Origin of the sequence: Oceanobacillus damuensis, from assembly GCF_001618145.1 — a bacterium.
Lineage (GTDB): Bacteria > Bacillota > Bacilli > Bacillales > Amphibacillaceae > Oceanobacillus > Oceanobacillus damuensis.
The window spans coordinates 13,987-32,398 of sequence record NZ_LQNF01000020.1 but is presented as its reverse complement, the minus strand read 5'-3'; the positions used below and the strand labels follow the sequence as shown (position 1 = coordinate 32,398).

The following is an 18,412-nucleotide window of genomic DNA, read 5'->3' as shown; positions in this document are numbered from 1 at the left end:
AGTTTAACATAACGATTTGTGATTACATAGTATTTAATTTCTCTGACCAAAACTATTACGATCGGAGCTGGTTTACAAGCCCCGCCATTTGGTCGCCCATGGAAATTGTTCTCGAATTGAACTGATAGGAGCGCTGTGTCAAAATTAAATCCGCCATTTGCTGGGAGATATCGACATTGGATTGCTCCAGGGCACCATTCTGCAAAATATCTGCATTCGGGTCAGTCGCCTGTATGACTTCTCCAGCCTCAAAGCCAAGGTCTTCCATATCAGGCAATCGGAACAGGTTTTGCCCGGCAGCCTCAAGTAACCTAGGACGTACTGCTTCCACTACTGCGAGCTGAGCTTCGACAGCTGTCTGGCCTCCGCGAGTTACAATGACTTCTCCGTTTTCACGGATATCGATTGATTCGAACCCTTCTGCAATTACAATCGGACCATTTTGTCCAAGTACAGGGTTACCGTCACCCGTTGTCAGCATCAGGTCCTCATTGTTATTCACAGGATTAAGAAAGAATGAGCCGTCTCTCGTAAATAAGGTTTCTTCCTGCCCATTTTCATTCACCTGGATTTGAAAAAGATGATTATCCTGAAGCAATGCAGCGTCAAGCACCCTTCCTGTTTCTACAATCGAACCTAATTTCAAATCTATGTTGGTGGAACCTAATTTCGCCCCGGAACCGATTCGTATGCCATCAGGAGTTGCGCGACCCTCTGCGTTTGCTGGATCAGACAGATTATTTACCTGCTGAAAAAGCAGGGAGGAAAAATCTGCTTGACGGGTCTTATATCCAGTAGTCTGGCTATTCGCCATATTATTTCCGATTAAATCGAGTTTCTGCTGCAGCTGGTTCATTGTTACAGCTGCCTGAATCATCATTTGAGACATGATTGTCCCTCCTCTAAAAAGGATATCGCCATATTAGCCAATACGGCCGATTTCCGAAACGGCTTTCCCTAAGCTTTCGTCATATGCTCTCAAAACACGCTGGTTCGTTTCAAACATACGATAAGCGTTCATCATATCTGTCATTGACTGTAGTGAATCTACATTGGATTGTTCCAGAATACCCTGCTGAACGGTAAATGTCGCGCCATCCGGGACAGCACCTGCTTCACCTGCATAAATGTCATTTCCTTCTTTGGCAAGTGTGTTTACGTCAGCTATATAAGAAATTCCGAGCTGGGTCGTCTGCTCCGGGGTTTGTAAAGCACCCTCGGGAGTTACCGTATATTCCATTCCATCTGTTTGAATTGGGTTCCCCGCTTCATCAAGTACATAATAGCCCTGATTCGTAACCAGAAAACCTTGTCCATCCACAGTGAAATTTCCGTTTCTTGTATACCTGACATCACCTGCATCGTTTTGTACGGCGAAAAACAAAAATCCTTCTTCATCCGGCAGTGTTCCATTTACGATAGCAAGATCTGTGGTTATCCCGGTTTCTCTTACATCACCCTGCTTGAAGTTCGGAGCTAATTCCTGAACATAAACACCTGTGTTAATGGAACCGATTGTATTGTGAACAGGAAGATTGAAACCACCCTGTGATGTTGGAATGTTTTTCGAAGACCCCATTTGACTTAGCAGCATTTCAGGAAAAGCCCGTATCGCCGTCTGGTCTGCTTTGTAACCTGGCGTATTTGCATTGGCAATATTATTGGACAATGCTTCCTGCTGACGCTGCTGGGTGATCATTCCGCTGGCAGCTGTATAAAATCCTCTTAACAATAGACTCTCTCCCTTCAACTGTTTTTAGAAAAATAGGTTTACTACTTATTTATATCGGGTATAAGCTAAAAATGTAAAGGTTCAAAAGCAACTATCTTTGGCAGGAAACCTATTGAATGGGCTCAGACAATCTTTTTGCGTTCGACTTTATCAATATTCTCTAGCATAATTCCGGTTCCTTTTGCTACACAATCCATTGGATCTTCAGCAATAAATACAGGAACTTTCAATTCTTCAGCCAATAGCTGGTCGATGCCGTGAAGCAGAGCCCCACCGCCAGTCAAAATCACGCCACGGTCAATGATATCCGCGGATAATTCAGGCGGTGTGCGTTCAAGAACGGATTTAGCCGCTTGTACGATTAATGCCACGGATTCGCTGAGTGCTTCTTGGATTTCTTCGGAACCAATTGTGATGGTGCGAGGAAGTCCAGATACCATGTCACGACCGCGAATATCCATCGATTCAGAACGGGAGCCCTTGAATACTGTCGCAACATTGATTTTAATTTCTTCTGATGTGCGCTCTCCGATCAGAAGCTTATACTTTTTCTTGATGTATTGGAGAATTTCAACATCAAATTTGTCGCCGGCCATCTTGATGGATTCAGATGTTACAATGCCACCCATGGACAGAACAGCTACATCCGTCGTTCCGCCACCGATATCAACGACCATGTTTCCGCTTGGCTGATAAATTTCCATTCCAGCTCCGATTGCGGCTACTTTTGGCTCTTCTTCAAGATAAATCTTCTTACCACCGGATTTTTCCGCTGCTTCCTTGATTGCCTTTTGTTCTACTTTAGTAATGTTTGTCGGACAGCAAATAAGCATTCGTGGCTTGGATACAATCCCTTTTACATTGATTTTATTTATAAAATGTCTTAACATTGCTTCTGTCACATCGAAGTCAGCAATAACCCCATCCTTTAATGGGCGGATTGCTTCGATATTTCCTGGTGTACGTCCAACCATACGTCGTGCATCTTCTCCGACCTCAAGCACTTTTCCAGTGTTCCGATCCATTGCTACAACGGATGGTTCATTTAATACGATACCTTTACCTTTTACGTGAATCAGTACATTGGCAGTTCCAAGGTCGATTCCAATATCTCTAGAAAACATGTATCTAGATCCTCCCAGCGTTACTATCTTGCACTGTCATTTAGACATAATGCTACTAGTATAATATTTTACCACAAATTATTACAATTAACTGCACTTTCTATACTTTTTAAGTAAAAATTAATGATTTTCTTTTTTAAATGACAGGAAATACTCGATTTATGTCGAATCTTGGTTTGTCTGACAACTAGAGGGTGTTTAAGGTAAACGAAAAATACAGCAACAGGCTTAGCCTATGAAACCGGGCAGAGCTGCTGCTGTATTTTGTTTTATGAGTGGAGATTTTTTGAAGTTTCATATTGATGGATTGTCGAAATTATTTTCCAGCAAAGATTAGGAACGCTAACCGGACCCATCACCACCTGGACGGGTTGATCCATATCCCGCCAACTTGCAGGCTGCTGAACTCTGACCGAATCCTGATCTGTCACTCATGACTTGTCAGCCGGCGGGTTTTTCCTGTGGTTCTTTTTTGCCGTCTATTTTATATTTTTGCCTTGTTGCTTCCCCTCCTCTTAAATGGCGGATTGCCTTATGGTATTCTAGGACTTCCTTGACCTGAATAGCAAGCTCAGGATTTATTTCCGGCAAGCGTTCTGTCAGGTCTTTATGGACTGTGCTTTTGGAGACACCAAATTCTTTCGCTATCGTTCGGACAGTTTTCTTTGTCTCTACGACATGCCTTCCTATCCTGATTGTCCTATCTTTGATGTAATCATGCACACCGTTCGCCTCCCTAGTTGTTTGATTCCGAGGTGTGGGTCGAGACATGGCGTTAATACGGTTATGATCATTCAATGAACTACGCTGCAAGAAGAATATTGGTATGTATCACCGCAGAAAAGTGAAAACGGCAATGGGGTGAATATTCCATGTGGGGCAAGCAGAAAGAAGAATATTGGGACGTAACACAAGCTCTCACCTCAGACAATTCGATTGCATGGTTTGTAACATCTTATTAGAATTGTGCATGCTTTATGATTAAATTTGTACAATTCCTAAGGAGGACAAGGTGTATTTTCATTTTAAGGATGGAAATTTGATTGATTGCTCGTAAATTGGGGACAAAGGAGCTGCTGGATTGTCGTTTAGGATGGCAAATCAGCAGCTTCTTGTCTGGGAAATTTTCAGAAAGGCATTGAATGTGGATATTAAAGACATAGGCGGCAGTGGCAGGAATCGGTCACTGGAAGCTCCTTTCAAAAGTGAAGCACATTCCAAACCTGGAACAACAGGGGCCTTCCCGTCACTTGCTTAGCTACCCTGGTTCCAGGGTAGTCACTACGCTTTTCTCAAGTGAAAAAATCATATGTCCTTATGGCATTCAATGGAAGTCTGCTGAAGAAATAATCACTTCTTTTTTCAATAAAATGGTTATAGGCTTCACTTAATATACTTCTGTCCTCTTTCGCTTTCCCTAAATAATAAAGGTGAAAAGGGTTTTTATTAGGCAATTCATTGAGAAGCTGGATCGCTTTATCATTATTTCCTTTAGCAATTTCTAGATGGGCTTGCTCACCTATATCAGAGGTTGTAATGTTGTCCACCATTTTGAAATGAGCCGATAAAAATGGTATGTTATAGTTTTCAAGGATATCGACCAGATAATGAATGTTCCCCTCTTTTGAAAATGCCAGTGCTTTTTTCAGGTGAAGCATTCCTTTTTCATACGTATCAAATGTATAGGACAAGCCTAGATAAGTGTGGATGGAAGCAAGAATTGGCAGGCTGTCTGTCATATTAATCGTCCGATATGCATATTTTCTCGCCATAATTAGCTCATTTCTCACCATGTGATAGATAATATTAATATTATAGACTCTAATTTTAAAATAGTTGATCAGCAGCCTTTCTTCTATGTTTGAAAAGTATCGCTGATATGTCACCATAAGATTGCCTATTCGGTCAAATTGGCACAAAATCTGATAGGCCTTTTCCTTTATCAGTTCTATTAGAAACAAGAGCTCAGGCTCATTGGTTGAGTATCTATTCGTTAACTGCTTTATTTTCTGAAGTGTTACGCGTGGATGATCCTTCCTTGAAGTCTGATCAAGCATGATACGATAAATAGAACCCCATAGCCTATTGGAAGTATTATCAGACTCCAGATTCTTCTCAATCAATAGTTCTAGCTCTTTATGGAATCCTTGCATATATAAATATTCCATGCCTTTTTTCTGGATATCCTTTGAAGGCGATTGCAGACAGATGTTCTTCATCATGTTTGTGAACGACTCGCCACTATTCTCCTGTTTCATTATAGTTACAATTTCCGTCATTGTCAGTTCCGATTCGACTGCCATAAATTTTGCCAGCATTACTTTTATACCCCCTTTTCCTGTTTACGGAAAACTCACTCTCTCTTTTTTCGGAACATTAATATAGTACCATATTTTATTGTATAAAAAATATATTATCGTTCGACAATTTGCGCATGAGTGAATATTACATCTAATGGCTGTTTTTTCCCGCAATCAGAAAAAATACCCCGGTACACAATAAAATGTACCAGGGCATTTTTCTCCATTAAGCATTATCTTCTTCTTCGTCAGTGTCTTCTGTTGGATCTTCTTCAGTTTCTTCAGAATCATCTTCCGGTGTGTCTTCACCATCTGCTTCCGGTTCAGCTTCATCCGGAGAGTTTATTTCTTCGCTTACTTCCGAATTTTCTTCAGCATCCTCAGAATCACTTCCCAAGCTGCTTACTGGCTGATCGAAATAGCTTTCCGGGTTCATTTCTTTCCCGTCTTTTCTGATTTCAAAGTGTACGTGTATTCCGTTGTCTTTTCCAAATAGGTTTTTACCAGCAGTTCCTACTGTGTCACCTTGTTTCAACTTGGATCCTGCAGAAACATTGACTTCATCAAGACTTGCATAATACGTTTTTACATCATCTTCATGTGCCAAAACGACAACATTACCTAATAATGGATCTTCCTTCACTTCTTCCACTGTACCACTCAAAGCTGCGATAACCTCAAATGTCTCTGCGCTGGCAGATGCAATATCAACCCCTGTGCTTTGATAGAATCTATTATTATAGAGTACCAAAGCATTCTCGCGATCAACTTGTTCTGCGTTGTAGTCGAAAAATTTAGTTACGATTTCAGCTTGATCCAGGTCTACCACCGGCATTTGAATTAACTCCTGCTGCTCCATTACTGGCTCTGCATCTTCTTCATTGATTACTGGAACGTAATCCTCCGAAAGAAAGTCTTGATCATCTGTAGCATCAGGGATTTGATTATCCAGATTTTGATACCACACGACAACCGATAGTAAAATTGCTGCAATCGTCAAATATACAGCTGGGAAAAACCATTTCTTCCTGTAAATGCGACTCCATTTATTTTTTGGACCGCCTTTAAACTCTTCACTCATAATTAATCACCTCTGCAACATTGTGAGCAGAAAAATCAAAATATATACATTCAGAATTAAAAAATTATTATTTTGCGGATTTTTTTATCGGAATGGGGGAAGTTAAGGGGTTGGATGGGGGTTGGGGTGGGTTTTGGAACTTACTTTTGGACTGGGAGGTCGTCCGAGTTGGGGATGCTGGCTGGGATGCGGCGGGGCTCTACCGAGTTGAGGGCGCTGTCGCCCGGCGTGCACTGGGGCTCTCCCGAGTTGAAGATGCTGTAGCCCGAGTTGCGCCGGTCCCCTCCCGACTTGAGGGCGCTGTCGCCCGGGTGCACCGGCGCTCTCCCGGGCTGTGCCGGTCCTCTCTCGACTTGAGGGTGCTTGCTCCCGGCGTGCACCGGCGCTCTCCCAACTTGAGATTACTGTCGTCCAACTCGTGCCGACACTCTCCCGACTTGAGGCCGAGCTCTCCCAACTTGCACCGCCCCTCTCCCATATGGCCAGATCATTAAAAACCCCCGTCTACCTGGAGACGAGGGCTGGTACTGCTTCGTTGATGGTGGTGATATCTATATCCTGGTAATAGTATTTAACGATTTCTTCGTATGTTTTACCTTCTTTAGCCATTCCGTTGGCTCCGTATTGGCTCATTCCAATGCCATGTCCGTAACCTTCTGTTGTAAATATGAGATGGCCATTATTTTGTTTGATCTCAAAGTCACTTGATTGCAGATCCAGCTTTTCACGGATATCTCTTCCTGTAAAGGTATAGCCTTCAATTCCTATTTCACTTACACGGTCGCTTCCGGTGCGTTCAAGTTCGATAAACAGGGGAGAATCATTTGGCAGCTCCACTTCAAGTGCTTCTTCTATCTGGGAAATGGTAAATGTATGCTGTCCGAGGTATTTTGGTGACTCTGTATCCCAGGGACTTTCGACACTTCTTAAATAGGAAAGTTCATTTTCCCAGTAATCCTCTGAGTTTTCGGTGTATCCATTACTTGTTGAAAAAAATGCTGCGGTGATCGGTGCGTCATTATGGGTAAGTATTTGCCCTTTTGTGGCGTTTACTGCTTCTTTTATTTTGTTCATTTTTTCGGTATATTCAGTGCCCCATTGTTTTTGCAGCTCTTGTTCATTTTTATAAACCTGATGCTGGACGGTATCGGTTAAATCATAACTGGATGCATCTTCGCCGTGAAGCAGATGGTTCACGGTAAATGTTCTGGCTGCCAGTGCCTGTGCTTTTAAGGCTTCCAGCTCGAACTCAGCAGGCATCTCTGAGGCTACCACTCCAGCTACATAGGTTTCAAGAGGAATATCCTCCACCGTGTCTACAGTAGATCGCATGACAGCCACTGAAAACGGTGAAGCACCAATTTCCACTGTTGTATCCCTCTCCCTTTCCACCGCTGCAATATCTGTTTCTAAATTTCCTCCAAAGAATGCAACAATCATGGCAGGGATTGCCAGGATAAACATAAGCAAAACAAAAAAGCTCAAAGCGAGTTGTACTTTCCACGGACGACTACTCCGATTTTTGAAATATAGGGTTTTTCTGTTTTTCAAGGGAATTATTTTCCGGATTTGTGCTGTCTGTTCAATCGTGTGCTTTTGTTTTAATTTCATCTGCTGGCTTTTCATTAGCTGTTTTTTTAATGAGGATTTTTTCTTTTTCCATGCTTTTGGTACTGGATTGTGTTTTTTCACGGCCTTCCCCCTTTGCAGCGAGTAAATAGGGTCATCTATCTTCCCTACTAATCAATTTATACATTCGGGAGCAAAAATAGACCTTCATTTTTTCAAACGCCAATTTCAGGGAAGGCTTATTGCTGTTTTATACCGTCTCCGTCCGTTTCTTAATCGGCTCTTTATTTTTAATGGATTTATCATACAGGTGACAGGCTACAAAATGCTCCTGTTCGACTTCCTGCCAGACGGGACGGATTTGGGAGCAAACTTCCATTGCCATTGGACAGCGTGTGCGGAAAACACATCCGCTTGGCGGATTAACCGGGCTTGGCAGTTCACCTTCCAAAATAATCCGTTCCCGCTGTTCTTCAATATCCGGGTCTGGGATAGGAATGGCTGAGAGCAATGCCTGTGTGTATGGATGCAGTGGTTTGTCATAGAGCAGGGCGCTTTCGGTTAATTCGACCATATTCCCTAAATACATGACACCAATTCGGTCGGAAAACTGTTTCACCATCGACAAATCATGGGCGATAAACAAAAATGTCAGCCCTTTATCCTCCTGCAGCTGTTTCATCAGATTGACTACCTGCGCCTGGACGGATACATCCAGTGCCGATATTGGCTCATCAGCAATAATAAAATCCGGATTCAATGCCAGTGCACGGGCGATACCAATCCGCTGGCGCTGACCACCACTGAATTCATGGGGATAGCGATTGGCATGTTCGCGATTCAGACCGACTTCTTCCAGCAGCTCATAAACCCTTTCGTACATTTCTTTTTTGCTTTTATATAACCCATGGACCTCCATCGGCTCTGAAATAACTTCCCTTACCGTTGACCTTGGATTCAAGGATGCATAAGGATCCTGGAAAATCATCTGCATCTTTCGATAAAATTTGAATCGTTCTTTTTCATTCAAACCATGGACATTTTCATGTTCAAAAATGACATCTCCAGCGGTTTTGTCGTAAAGCCCGAGAATCGTGCGCCCGATAGTAGATTTTCCGCACCCGGATTCGCCGACCAACCCAAAAGTTTCCCCTCTGTTTACATGGAAGCTCACATCATTTACAGCCTGAAGCAGATTGCCCTTGCCCATATCAAAATATTTCTTCAGATTTTTGACTTCCAATATTTTATCTTCCATTTCTTTTCTCCTTTGCTGTTTGCCAGTATCGCCTTGCTGCACAAAGTTCTTTTTCATATTTTGTTCCGGCAAGAGAAATAATCTCAATCCCTTTTCCCGTTTGGGGCGAGTGAAGCATTTTTCCGTCCCCATAATAAATTCCTACATGGTGAAGTCTCCCCTTACCTTCTTCATATGCGAAAAAGAGGAGGTCACCCGGCTGAAGCTGATCAAATTCCACTTTCTCGCCTGCAGCTGCCTGATCACCGGCGTCACGGGCAATTTGGTATCCATTTGCTTTATGTGCCGTATACGCCAGGCCTGAGCAGTCATAGCCAAAGGAACTCATCCCGCCCCAGAAATAACCGAGACCTATATAGGCTTCTCCCGCTTTTACAATATCCAGGCCACAACCCTTATCCATTCCTTCTTTAGAGGAAAAAATATGAACCGCTTCTTCCGGTAAAAATTTATCGCCATGTGGTGTAGCAACTTTCACTCTGTAAGCTTCTATTCCTTTTACCGGCAAAAGTGTCATATAGCTAAGCTTCATAACCTTTGCCCCATCCTCTGCTTCCAGCCATGCTTTGTCTTTGATGACAGCCGCGGTTTGCGATGTGAACCACTCATCTTTGGGTACCTGGGCAAGCTGATTTACAGGCACCCAGCCCGGATATCCGCGTTCATCTTTACTTGATGGCTGGGAAGGGATAATGACATGTGCCCAATTGTCTTTCACTTCGGTAACAAGCACGGGTTCTCCATATAATATCTGGGATTGCACCCTGTTTTCGTTGCATAAGGCCAAGCTTGCCTCATATGACAGACTCTCGACCCAGTTATCGATATTCGTTGGATTGGCCGTTCCATCGACATCCATTTCCCTTACTGACTCTGGGTTTGTCCAAACCGTTGCCACCTGTACAGCTGTAACCCAAATCTCTTCCGGGTATTGATCAAACGTTTGTTTAGGCATTTTGGAGCTCCTTTCTCGGATGAGAATTTTTTAGTTGTGCTTATCTGATGATCGCGTTTGGTTGCTTTTGGCTGATCCGCTGTCGTTCGAATTCAAGTGGAATTCGGGTTTGACTTGGATTTGCTCAGCGTTGAATCTTGCAGCCTCTTCACTCGGCATGAACTGCTCGGCACTCGACTCCACGTTCTTTCCAGTCGATTTAGACTGCCCAGTGTTCAGCTTTGCGGGCTCACCGATCTGCTTTGACAGTTCAACACTCAACATCATTTCCGTGCAGCAACTGTGCCACTTCTCTACACGATAAAAACCGGCGTCCCATCACTATTCTACGTTTCTACTATATACCTCTCATCAATCGCCTTAATACCTAATCCTGCCTCGTTGCCAAGCTCTATAACTCTCCCATTATACGTAATGCCCCCATTTGCCAGATCACCTGTCAGCATAAGCGGGGCATCGAAGTCATAGCGGGTTACATTAGACTGGCTCGCTGCAAAGTGGGCTGCTGCAGTGATGCCTATTTTTGTTTCAATCATGCTGCCGACCATGCATTCGACTCCATAGATATGGGCTAGTTTTGCTATTTTAATTGCCTGGTGAATGCCGCCAGCCTTCATTAATTTAATATTTATTAGATCAGCGGCACCCATTTCCAGGATTTGCTTCGCATCATGTGGGGAAAACACGCTTTCATCAGCCATGATTGGGGTTTCCGTATTTTTGGTAACAGTCTTCAAGCCTTCGAAATCATGTGCTTTAACGGGTTGTTCAATTAATTCTATATGAAGTCCAAGGTCTTCCATCTTCCGGATTGCGCGGACTGCTTCTTTTGCTTTCCAACCTTGGTTTGCGTCAAGCCTTATCAAAATATCTGAGCCTGCTTCTTCCCGGATTGCCTGGATTCGTCGTATATCTTCAGCAATTTCATCCTTGCCGACTTTAATTTTTAACACGGAAAATCCATCATTAATATATTTTCTCGCATCCTGCGCCATTACTTCCGGTCTATTTACACTAACCGTATAGTCGGTCTCAAGGCTTTCATGAAAGCCACCAAGGAACCGGTGAAGTGGCATATTTGCCTGCTGCGCAATACTGTCATAGAGCGCCATATCAATTGCAGCTTTTGCGCTTGTATTGCGAACGATGCTTTTCTCCATTTTTTCAAATAACCGTTCGCGTGCAGAAAGTGACTCTCCAATTAGGAGTGGTTTAAAAATAGAATGAATTGCATATTGAATGCTAGCAAGGCTATCGCCGGTGATTACATGGGTGGGCGGAGCTTCCCCCCAGCCTACCGTACCGTCTTCACAAGTAAGTTTCACTATAATGGTTTCTGCAACAGTTACCGTTCGCAGAGCCGTTTTAAATGGGGTATGTAATGGAATGGCTCCCTGAAAGGTTTCAATTGACGTGATTTTCATGCGCTCACCTCCTGAATTTTGTGTTGACCGTTTGTTTGCGAGAATATTTGCTGTTATGGATTAATTCATCTCTCCGGAAGAATTGCCGCTACCCAATGAATCGCAAGTAATCCTTAAACTCTATCTCACTCCTGGTTCAATCTCCAACACCTTTAATTCGGTTGATAGCTTCGCATTCACCCCAAGCGGAACGGAAAAATGGGGGAAGCAATGACCAATTTTGAATCCACCAAGTACGGGTCCTTTAAAATCTGTAAAATAGTCTGCGAATACTTGGTTGAGTGTAAGTGATGGGTCCACATTCGGTTCAGCATCGGCAAAATCGCCAATAATGATTCCTGACGCATCTGACAGTTTGCCCGCCAGCCTTAACTGATTGAGCATGCTGTCCACACGGTATGACTCTTCCCCTATATCCTCCAGAAGCACCAGTTTATCTTTTGTGTCAATTTCATATGGTGTTCCCAGCGTACTGACCAATAACGATAGATTCCCGCCAACCAATGGACCCTCTGCCTCTCCGGGAGCGTATTGTACCAATTTGGAAACTTTTTCGGAATAATACAGTTTGGTAGGTTCAAAGAGTTGTTTAAACATATGTCCTGAAAAATCGTCAAATTCATCTTTTGCCACATCTGAAGCAAGCATTGGTCCGTGAAATGTAATCAGATCTGCCTTTTGACGGATAGCTGTATGCAGATACGTAATATCGCTGTATCCCCAGATTATCTTTGGGTTCCTGTTGATTAACTCATAATCGATTTTGTCTGCGAATCGCCCCGTTCCATAACCACCCCTGGCAAAAATGATTGCTTTTATTTTTCTATCGGCAATCATTTCGTGAAAATCTTCCAGGCGCTCTTTATCTGTGCCAGCCAAATATCCGCGGACCTCTTTGATGCTCTTTCCTAATTTGATACGGAGACCCATCTGTTCAAAAAAGGGGATCGCCTGCTTTATTTTTTCGATGCTTGGTGGTCCGGCTGGAGCGGTAACCCCGATTGTATCTCCTTTTTTCAATCGAGCTGGATAGATCATTCGCATCCCTGCTTTCCTGTTTCTTATATGATAAATAGTGCGTAAAGTTATTAAGTATGATTAAAAAGCAATTATATGTATTGAAAAAGGGAGAGGCTCACATACACATACAAAATGTAAATGAGCCACCCTATTACTATTCATTTGAATCCTAAGCCACATAGGAGTACCCCCGCCATTGTATCTGTAGCGGTGACAAGGGTCCACTCCTTGGCTATCAGTTCTTATCCGCGTATTTCAGGTCGAAGTAACCTACTGCGTGGCGGAGAATACCTTCCACTCCGTCTGCTTCAAGTACTACGGTGTTATAGTAACGGATCGGCGTTGCAATCATTTCTTCTGCCAGCATTCTTTCTGCTTCATACAGGTACTCATAACGCTGTTCTTCATCTGTTTCCGATTTGCCGTTAGCAATCAATTCATCATATTCCGCATTAGACCAGCCTGTACGGTTCATATATGAATCTGTTACAAAGCTTTCAAGGAAGTTGACTGGGTCACTGTAGTCATTGATGAATGAACTACGTGAGAATTGAAGCTCCAGATTTTGCTGTGCTTCAGCAAACACGTTCCACTCCTGATTTTCCAATGATACGTCTACACCAAGGTTATCACTGATCATGCTTTGCATTGTTTCAGCAACAGCTTTGTTTACATCACTTGTACTATAGCTTAGTACTACCTCCGGCAATTCATCATATCCTTCTTCTTCCATGCCTTCAGCCAGAAGCTGTTTCGCAAGTTCCGGATCCAAGGATACTAAGTCTCCATTTTCATCACGGAAATCACGCCCGTCTGGAGTTGTAAAACCAGGTGAAACGAACCCATAAGCAGGTTCTACTCCGTTTTTAACGATATATTCCGCGATATCCGCTCTATTTAGTGCATAAGAGAAAGCCTGTCTGATTTTTTTGTTTTGGAAAGGCTCCATTGTTGTGTTAAAACGGTAGAATTCCAGTCCACCATAATCGCCAATATATACATTGTCCGATTCAATCAACTGATCGGAAAGCTCTGGTGGAATACTTGCAGTGTCAAGGTCTCCCGTTTCAAACATTTGATATTGTGTATTTGTATCGTTTACCATTGCCCAGTGAATTTTATCCAGTTTCACAGTATCTGCATCCCAATATTCCGGGTTTTTGACGAATACCATTTCACTGTCATGATCCCATGATTCCAGCATAAATGGTCCATTGGCTACAAAACTGTCTGCTTCTGCATGCCAGTTCGGATTTTCTTCTGCTACCTTATGGTTTACTGGGAAAAACGCAGGGTTTGTTAGCACATCAAGAAAGAAACCTGTTGGAGCTTCCAGCACGACTTCCAATGTTTTATCATCGACAGCTGTCACAGCAACATCTTCGGCCGAGCCCTCACCAGTGTTGAATGCTTCCCCACCTTCAATGAAATAAGCCAGGAATGCTGCGGCAGAGGCATTGTCCGGGTCAAGCATGTATTTCCATGCATAGACAAAGTCTTCAGCAACAACAGGGTCGAGATAGAACGTATATGTCAGTCCATCCTCAGAGAGATCCCAATCTTCTGCAACACCTGGGCCAGCAACGGAGTCCTGATCAAGACGAGTAAGACCTTCCATTAGGTTGTTAAGCGGATCCCATGATACGGCATCAAAACCGATCGATGGATCAAGTGAAGTTGGTTCGACTCCATTATTCAGACGAAGTACCTTTTCATTGGTTTCTGTCTCTGTCCCCTCTTCCTCTGATTCGCCATCTGTAGATTCGGGTTCTTCAGCCTCCACATCATTTTCCGGGTCCTGACCAGCATCTTCATTAGCGGTACATGCAGCAAGTACAGCTACGGTAGCTAAAGCAAGTAAAAATAATAGTAACCTCTTCATTCTTTTTCCCCCTTTTTTAAATTATTGTTGCTAAAAGCTGTTTAGCCCGTTCATCCTGAAGCCAGCAGTTCACTTTGTGTGATCCTGTGATTTCACTATCTGCGGGATAAACTTTATTACACACCTCCATTGCAAATGGACATCTTGCTGTAAAAGGACAGCCTGCGGGAGGTGAGAATAAATCTGGTGGTGTTCCATCGATTGGAGTCAGTCTTTCTTCTTTCAGATCCAAACGTGGAACGGAATTCAGCAAACCTTTCGTATATGGGTGCTGCGGGTCATAAAATATTTCCCGCTTCGTCCCTGTTTCAATGATCTTACCAGCGTACATTACTGCAATCCGGTCGGCAATTTTAGCTACGACACCAAGGTCATGGGTAATCAGGATAATGGAAACCCCTGTTGACTCCTGAATTTTTTCAAACAGCTCAAGGATTTGCGCCTGGATTGTTACATCCAGTGCGGTTGTCGGTTCGTCAGCGATCAGCAGATCAGGTTCACAAATCAAGGCAATTGCAATGACAATCCGCTGCCGCATTCCCCCACTGAACTGGTGCGGATATTGCTTCAGTCTTTCCTCTGGATTTGAAATTCCTACCAAATCCATCATCTCTATCGCTTTCTCCTTTGCTTTATTTCCTGACACTTTACGATGTGCACGCAGCCCTTCCATCAGCTGGGTTCCAATAGTCAGTGTTGGATTCAAAGCTGTCATAGGATCCTGAAAAATCATGGAGATATCGACGCCTCGAATGGAACGCATTTTCTTTTCCGAATACTTGGCGAGATCCTTTCCCTTAAACAAAATGGCACCGTTTGTGATTTTCCCCGGCGGGTCAGGAATCAGCCGCATAATTGCATTGGAGGTAACGCTCTTCCCGCAGCCAGACTCCCCGACAATGGCCAATGTTTCACCTTTATTGAGATGAAAGTCAACGCCACGGACAGCCTGTACTGTTCCGCCGTATGTATTAAAAGTAACGTGGAGATTTTCCACTTCAAGAATTTTTTCCATGTTGTCACCTACTTCCTTAATTTCGGATCAAGTGCATCCTGCAGACCATCTCCGAGGACATTGAAGGCAAACATTGTAAATGAGATGAAGAATGCCGGGAAAAACAGTGTCCACCAATTACCGGAAAGAATTGCGCCCAATGAATCATTGGCCATTACACCCCAGCTTGCATATGGTGCTTGTATTCCCAAACCGATAAAACTCAGGAACGCTTCTGCAAAAATTGCCGATGGAACGGTCAATGTCATCTGTACAATAATCGGTCCCATCGAGTTAGGAAGCAAATTTTTCCTGATGATCCTCGATGATTTTGTACCGAATGATTTCGAAGCGAGCACAAATTCATAGTTCTTGATCTGCAAAACTTGTCCCCTTACAATTCGTGCCATTCCGACCCAGCCTGTGACGGTCAAGGCAATGATGATTGTGGAAAGACTTGGCCCCAGTACAACGAGCAGTAATATGACGACCAGCAAATACGGCAGCCCATACAAGATTTCGATAATACGCATCATGATGTTATCTGTGCGTCCGCCTTTATAGCCGGAAATTCCGCCCCAGATAATCCCAATCGTCACATCGATCAGTGCCGCCATCAATCCGACAAAAAGTGAGATTCTGGCTCCATACCATGTTCTCGTGAATACATCCCGTCCAGCACTATCGGTACCAAACCAGTATTCCGCTGAAGGTGGTTGGTATTGGTTCGGCAGGTTCTGCGTATTTACCTGATAAGGGGATAATATTGGCCCGAAAATAGCCATCAATCCCAAGAGTACCAAAAAGGCCAATCCAAGCATTGCCAGCTTATTCTTTACAAGCCGTCTCCAGGCATCTTGCCAGTAGGAAAGGGAGGGTCTGGCAACTGTTTCTGCCTCCCCTTTATCTTTATCCTTCCAGCTAAACCAATCATCCGGTATTTGTGAAGGAGAATGTGCTGTCTTTACTTCATTAGCAGGTTTCATTCCTATTCTCCTCCCTTTTTATGAAATTTGATTCGAGGATCCAAGAGCCCATATGCAATATCGACCAGGAACAGCATCAGAATTAGAAATGCACTGTAAAATACCGTAGTCCCCATGATTACCGGATAATCCCGCTGATTGATACTTTCCACAAAATATTTCCCCATACCAGGAATCGCAAAAATCTGTTCAATTACAAACGTTCCCGTCAATATGCTCGCAAGCAGTGTACCCATAATCGTAACCACTGGCATTAACGCATTTCTTAGTGCGTGTTTAAAGACAATTTTCCATGGCGATAATCCTTTAGCCCGCGCCATTTTTATGTAATCCTGTGTGAGTACCTCAAGCATTGTGGAGCGTGTGAGCCTGGCAATGATCGCCATCGGTCCTGTAGCAAGCGCCAGTACTGGCATGATCATATGTGCCGGGCTCGACCATGTAGCGGGAGGCAAAATATCCAAGTTTACTGCTAATTGCTGGATAAGCAAGGTAGCCAATATAAAGTTTGGTATCGAAATACCCAAGACTGCAAATCCCATCGCCATATAGTCAATAAAACCATTGTGTCTCAAGGCAGCGATTATTCCGAGAATAATACCCGATATGACAGCAACTACAATTGTTACGATTCCGAGCTCGAGTGAAATCGGAAAACCTCTCCCAAGCAAATCATTGACTGTCTGGTTAGGCTGCTTGATTGAGGGGCCAAAATCAAATGTTGCAACCGATTTCAAATAATTGAAATATTGAATGTGATATGGAGCATCCAAATTATAATGCGCTTCCAAATTTGCCTTGATTGTTTCATTGGACGACTGATCGCTATTAAATGGGGAACCAGGCACACTGACCATCAATATGAAAGTCAGTGTTATGATGATCCATAGCGTCACCAACATTACTGCAAAGCGTTTTGATATGTATTTCAGCATGACTCTACACCCCCGATGTTACGTACTCTGCTTCTTGACAAGGTAGGACCTTTGCCCAAATGTCCAGTAGTTACCAAGTTTTATTTTCTGTCACTCCGTCATGATGAAAACGTTGTGTGCATCGCAAGCTCAGTCATGACAAGCAGTGCTTTATACGCTTCAAGGATGTTTTCCGCATGATACCTGACAATGGTTGTACCTTTTTCGATTTCGGTACCAGGCATCAGATTTGCCCATTCCGCTTGTCCATAATTATTGAATTCAATTTTCAGGACAGGTTTTTCCGGAGGAGTCAGGGCTTTTACCTTTCTCCTGTTTTCCAATGCTTCCGCTACTTTACCAGTCAGCAGTTCTCCAGCTTTCTTTGGTGTCAGGCTTTTGACTGCAGACCTTGAGATTGCTTCCTTTACAACAACCGAAGTGACATTTGGTATTAATTCTTCCGCTTCTTTTGCAGCCTCATCATCTCCTGAAACCAATAGAACAGGAACTCCGAAATGACCAGCAACATAGGCATTGAATCCCATTTCCCCGATAGCATGGTCATTAATATAAAAATTACGTACCGCATGTATCATCGAATGGGACAATACACCGGGCTGCCCTGCACGTGCATGGTATCCTATAAACATTACTGCCTCATAGGTAGCGTCCAATCCCTGCATCATTGAATACGGTTTCACATTTCCTGTGATTAGTGCAGCATCCGGATGAAGCTCATCAATAAGTATATTGTTCATTTTCAAGTGGCTGTCGTTCACCAATACTTCTGTACATCCAAATTTGAATGCGGCCTCTACCGCGTAATTGATCTCGGCCGTCATGATTCTTCTTGCTCGTTCGTAGTTATGCTTACTGGAATCAATATAAGTATGGTCCGGTATGCCAGTAATTCCTTCCATGTCTGCAGATATGTATAGCTTCACGTTTTGTCACCTACAATGTCATTTTATTATTACTAATTTTCTATTAATTTTAACATAGAGTTGAAGACTAATTTTTATCATTAATCTGAATTTTGGTTTGCCTGGGATAGATTATTGATTATAACTGACGCAGCTTTGGCAGCAATAAAAAAGTTTAACCGTTTATTGGTGTTAAACTTTGAGTGCCACTTATTATCACCTTGCTAACCTTATATAAATAAGTCTA

17 protein-coding genes are annotated in these 18,412 nt (G+C 43.2%); 1 reads left to right on the top strand and 16 read right to left on the bottom strand.

From position 1 onward, the window contains the following. Nucleotides 1-55: 55 nt before the first annotated feature. The 4 genes from A4245_RS12950 to spoIIID all read right to left on the bottom strand — a co-directional run bounded on the left by A4245_RS12950 (nucleotide 56) and on the right by spoIIID (nucleotide 3,579). Nucleotides 56-889: a flagellar hook-basal body protein gene (locus A4245_RS12950; RefSeq protein ID WP_067728575.1), complete on the bottom strand. Its 834-nt coding sequence runs from the start codon at nucleotides 887-889 to the stop codon at nucleotides 56-58. Between the two features lie 33 nt (nucleotides 890-922). Then, a complete protein-coding gene (locus A4245_RS12945) occupies nucleotides 923-1,732 on the bottom strand; it encodes a flagellar hook-basal body protein (RefSeq protein ID WP_067728573.1) in 810 nt (269 codons plus the stop codon). Between the two features lie 122 nt (nucleotides 1,733-1,854). Beyond that, complete coding sequence (gene mreB / locus A4245_RS12940) at nucleotides 1,855-2,856, bottom strand: rod shape-determining protein (RefSeq protein WP_067728571.1); 1,002 nt, start codon at nucleotides 2,854-2,856, stop codon at nucleotides 1,855-1,857. Nucleotides 2,857-3,297: 441 nt separating this feature from the next. Continuing rightward, entirely contained in the window at nucleotides 3,298-3,579 is a 282-nt protein-coding gene (gene spoIIID / locus A4245_RS12935; protein WP_067728569.1) for a sporulation transcriptional regulator SpoIIID, read from the bottom strand. 358 nt (nucleotides 3,580-3,937) lie between these two features. Here spoIIID and A4245_RS20145 point away from each other — a divergent pair, with 358 nt between their 5' ends. Next, entirely contained in the window at nucleotides 3,938-4,114 is a 177-nt protein-coding gene (locus A4245_RS20145; protein WP_157087718.1) for a hypothetical protein, read from the top strand. 34 nt (nucleotides 4,115-4,148) lie between these two features. Here A4245_RS20145 and A4245_RS12930 read toward each other — a convergent pair whose 3' ends face one another. From A4245_RS12930 to A4245_RS12870, 12 genes are all read right to left on the bottom strand, one after another. Next, nucleotides 4,149-5,174 (bottom strand): AimR family lysis-lysogeny pheromone receptor, encoded by a 1,026-nt coding sequence (locus A4245_RS12930; protein ID WP_067728567.1) that lies wholly within the window; start codon nucleotides 5,172-5,174, stop codon nucleotides 4,149-4,151. A gap of 208 nt (nucleotides 5,175-5,382) precedes the next feature. Then, on the bottom strand, nucleotides 5,383-6,237 hold the full coding sequence (locus A4245_RS12925; protein WP_067728565.1) for a stage II sporulation protein SpoIIQ: 855 nt from the start codon (nucleotides 6,235-6,237) through the stop codon (nucleotides 5,383-5,385). Between the two features lie 504 nt (nucleotides 6,238-6,741). Further along, entirely contained in the window at nucleotides 6,742-7,929 is a 1,188-nt protein-coding gene (gene spoIID, locus A4245_RS12920; protein WP_234402412.1) for a stage II sporulation protein D, read from the bottom strand. Between the two features lie 127 nt (nucleotides 7,930-8,056). After that, complete coding sequence (locus A4245_RS12915; protein WP_067728563.1) at nucleotides 8,057-9,064, bottom strand: ABC transporter ATP-binding protein; 1,008 nt, start codon at nucleotides 9,062-9,064, stop codon at nucleotides 8,057-8,059. Next, complete coding sequence (locus A4245_RS12910) at nucleotides 9,054-10,019, bottom strand: C40 family peptidase (RefSeq protein WP_067728561.1); 966 nt, start codon at nucleotides 10,017-10,019, stop codon at nucleotides 9,054-9,056. The genes A4245_RS12915 and A4245_RS12910 overlap by 11 nt, the downstream gene beginning before the upstream one ends. A gap of 326 nt (nucleotides 10,020-10,345) precedes the next feature. After that, the gene (locus tag A4245_RS12900) at nucleotides 10,346-11,443 is read right to left on the bottom strand and encodes a mandelate racemase/muconate lactonizing enzyme family protein (protein WP_067728557.1); all 1,098 of its coding nucleotides are present in this window, start codon (nucleotides 11,441-11,443) and stop codon (nucleotides 10,346-10,348) included. 120 nt (nucleotides 11,444-11,563) lie between these two features. After that, complete coding sequence (locus tag A4245_RS12895) at nucleotides 11,564-12,481, bottom strand: S66 peptidase family protein (RefSeq protein ID WP_067728660.1); 918 nt, start codon at nucleotides 12,479-12,481, stop codon at nucleotides 11,564-11,566. Between the two features lie 217 nt (nucleotides 12,482-12,698). Beyond that, the gene (locus tag A4245_RS12890) at nucleotides 12,699-14,345 is read right to left on the bottom strand and encodes a peptide ABC transporter substrate-binding protein (protein WP_067728555.1); all 1,647 of its coding nucleotides are present in this window, start codon (nucleotides 14,343-14,345) and stop codon (nucleotides 12,699-12,701) included. A 16-nt stretch (nucleotides 14,346-14,361) separates the two neighbouring features. Beyond that, nucleotides 14,362-15,360 carry an ABC transporter ATP-binding protein gene (locus A4245_RS12885; protein WP_067728553.1) on the bottom strand — a complete coding sequence of 333 codons (999 nt, stop codon included), beginning with the start codon at nucleotides 15,358-15,360 and terminating at the stop codon, nucleotides 14,362-14,364. An 8-nt stretch (nucleotides 15,361-15,368) separates the two neighbouring features. Next, nucleotides 15,369-16,325, bottom strand: a complete 957-nt coding sequence (locus A4245_RS12880; protein ID WP_067728551.1) for an ABC transporter permease — start codon at nucleotides 16,323-16,325, stop codon at nucleotides 15,369-15,371. Nucleotides 16,326-16,327: 2 nt separating this feature from the next. After that, nucleotides 16,328-17,260 (bottom strand): ABC transporter permease, encoded by a 933-nt coding sequence (locus tag A4245_RS12875; protein WP_067728549.1) that lies wholly within the window; start codon nucleotides 17,258-17,260, stop codon nucleotides 16,328-16,330. 98 nt (nucleotides 17,261-17,358) lie between these two features. Next, a complete protein-coding gene (locus A4245_RS12870; protein WP_067728547.1) occupies nucleotides 17,359-18,186 on the bottom strand; it encodes a M55 family metallopeptidase in 828 nt (275 codons plus the stop codon). Between the last annotated feature and the right edge of the window lie 226 nt (nucleotides 18,187-18,412).